Genomic DNA, 2,558 nt, shown 5'->3' on the forward strand with positions numbered 1-2,558 from the left:
TCGCCTCACCGGCAGGATCGCAGACGGGTCTGCTGCACTCGGTCGCCTACGTGACCTTCCAGGAACTCGCCACCCGCGTCTCACACCGCAACACCGGCAAGGTCTGCGACGATCCGATCGCCGACCGGATGCTCCAGCGCATCGCCGCCGACGAGAACCTGCACATGATCTTCTACCGCAACATCACCGGCGCAGCGATGGACATCGCTCCCGACCAGACCCTCGACGCGGTCTCCGACATCGTGACGAACTTCGTCATGCCCGGTGCCGGGATGCCGAACTTCCGCCGCAACGGTGTACTGATGGCCAAGCACGGCATCTACGACCTGCGTCAGCACCTCGAGGACGTCGTCTGGCCGGTCCTGCGCAAGTGGAGCGTCTTCGAGCGCAACGACTTCACCGCACGCGGTGAGAACAAGCGCGAAGAACTCGCCGCATTCCTCGAAGACCTCGAGCGGCAGGCCACCAAGTTCGAGGAGATGCGCGATCGGTCCCTCGCCCGCGAACGCGCGAAGGCCGAAGCACGCGCGTCGTAAGCTCAGATCGGCTGGTGTGCCCGGTACCGACTTCGGTGCCGGGCACCACTGTTTTCCGGGATCTGTCTTCCGACCGCTGTCCCCGGCCCACCGATGTCACCATGATCACGTTCCCTCCGTTCCAAAGGCTTCCCTCATGACACTGCAGATCGGCTCGCTGGAGTTGCGCAGCCCCGTCGTCCTCGCACCGATGGCCGGCGTCACCAATGTGGCGTTCCGCACCCTGTGCCGGGAGCAGGAGCTGGAGCGGGCCGGCAGTACCTCGGGTCTGTACGTCTGCGAGATGGTCACAGCGCGAGCGCTCGTCGAACGGCAGCCGGCCACTATGCACATGACGACGTTCGGCCCGACCGAAACTCCACGGTCGCTGCAGCTCTACACCGTCGATCCGGACACCACGTACGCCGCCGCGAAAATGATCGTCGACGACGATCTGGCCGACCACATAGACATGAACTTCGGCTGCCCGGTTCCGAAAGTCACCCGAAAAGGCGGCGGTGCCGCACTGCCCTACAAGCGAAACCTGTTCGGCCGCATAGTCGCGGCTGCCGTCAAGGCCACCGAGGGCACCGACATTCCCGTCACCGTCAAGTTCCGCGTCGGCATCGACGAGAACCACCACACTCATCTCGATGCAGGACGAATCGCCGCAGGCGAGGGCGCAGCGGCGGTGGCCCTGCACGCCCGAACCGCCTCGCAGCGTTACTCCGGAACCGCCGACTGGAACGAGATCGCTCGACTCAAGGAACATGTCTCCGGCATCCCGGTCCTGGGCAACGGCGACATCTTCTCCGCGTCCGACGCGGTCCGCATGATGGCGGAGACGGGCTGCGACGGCGTCGTCGTCGGGCGTGGTTGCCTCGGTAGGCCCTGGCTGTTCGCCGAACTCAGCGCCCGCCTCAACGGTCGACCCGAACCAACTCCACCCACCCTCGGCGAGGTGGCCACCATCATCGCTCGGCATGCCGAGTTGCTCGCCGAGCATCACGGCGAGAAGAAGGGCCTGCGAGAGCTGCGCAAGCACGTCTCCTGGTACCTGCGCGGATTCCCGGCCGGATCCGACCTTCGAGTCTCGATGGCATTGGTCTCGACCTTGACCGAGCTGGACGACCTTCTGGCGCAACTCGATCCGACCGTTCCGTTTCCCAAGGACGCCGAGGGCCCCCGTGGTCGACAGGGCTCACCCGGCGCGGTGTCGCTGCCCGACGGTTGGCTCGACGATCCCGAGGACGTCTGCGTGCCCGCCGGTGCCGACCTGATGCACTCCGGCGGCTGATTTGCAGCTGACCAGCCGCCGACCTCGCACGAGTGGACCATGCCGCTCGAGTCAGTACTATGGCTGGGATCGCCGAGCAGGCGGCGTGTGCGTGTGATGGAAGGCCAGGTTCGAATTCGTGGGAGACGATCGAGAGTCGGGCCCGTCTGTGCCCGAGGGTCGCGCCCCATGGGAGCGCCCGCTGTCTTCAATCAGACAAACCGGCTCAATCGGACGGTCGGGGCAGCGCCCACCTCACTCCGAGCAGCCTGCAACGCCGGACGAGGAGCAACCGCCGCAGCCCGGGGACAGTGGCAGGCTCGGCAAACGATCGCCGCGTAACGCCGACACCGTCTCGGTCGCCGAGTTGGTGGACAAGATGTCCCGCTCGGGATCGACGCGGCGGGTGCCGGACGACCGTCCCGAGGTCGAAGAGCCGACCGAGGTCATCGCCCCCATCACCGATTCCACTCCCCCGCCTGCCCGAGCAGTACCGCCGACTCCGCCGCCGCACGCGGCACCGGAACCGGTGGGTGCGCCCGCAACGGATCGCCCGGCTCTGACACGGTTGGCGATGAGCCGGGTGCGTCGACGCCGTCGGGTGCGGATGATCGGCCGAAGCCTGGTCTCTCTCGTCGCGATCCTGGCGGTGGCCCTGACCGGAGTGGTGTGGGGATATCTCCGCAACACCGATCAGGGATTTCTCCAGGTCGCCGCACTCGATCCCGATTCGACCGACGTCGTCGACGCCGAAGGCCAATACGGCG

At 66.6% G+C, this 2,558-nt stretch carries 2 protein-coding genes and 1 pseudogene; all 3 read left to right on the top strand.

From position 1 onward, the window contains the following. Nucleotides 1-536, top strand: a 536-nt coding sequence (locus tag A2J02_RS10505; protein ID WP_197477994.1) for an acyl-ACP desaturase, incomplete at its 5' end; no start/stop codon positions are given. Between the two features lie 136 nt (nt 537-672). Further along, nucleotides 673-1,812: a tRNA dihydrouridine synthase DusB gene (gene dusB, locus A2J02_RS10510; RefSeq protein ID WP_068049864.1), complete on the top strand. Its 1,140-nt coding sequence runs from the start codon at nt 673-675 to the stop codon at nt 1,810-1,812. 118 nt (nt 1,813-1,930) lie between these two features. After that, nucleotides 1,931-2,558, top strand: a pseudogene (locus A2J02_RS27220) (LCP family protein); the annotation flags it as partial.

The organism is Rhodococcus sp. EPR-147, assembly GCF_001647185.1.
Classification (GTDB): domain Bacteria; phylum Actinomycetota; class Actinomycetes; order Mycobacteriales; family Mycobacteriaceae; genus Rhodococcoides.

Excerpts from the sequence above, each read along its gene's own strand:
- dusB (WP_068049864.1), top strand. The coding sequence starts at position 673 with ATGACACTGCAGATCGGCTCGCTGGAGTTGCGCAGCCCCGTCGTCCTC.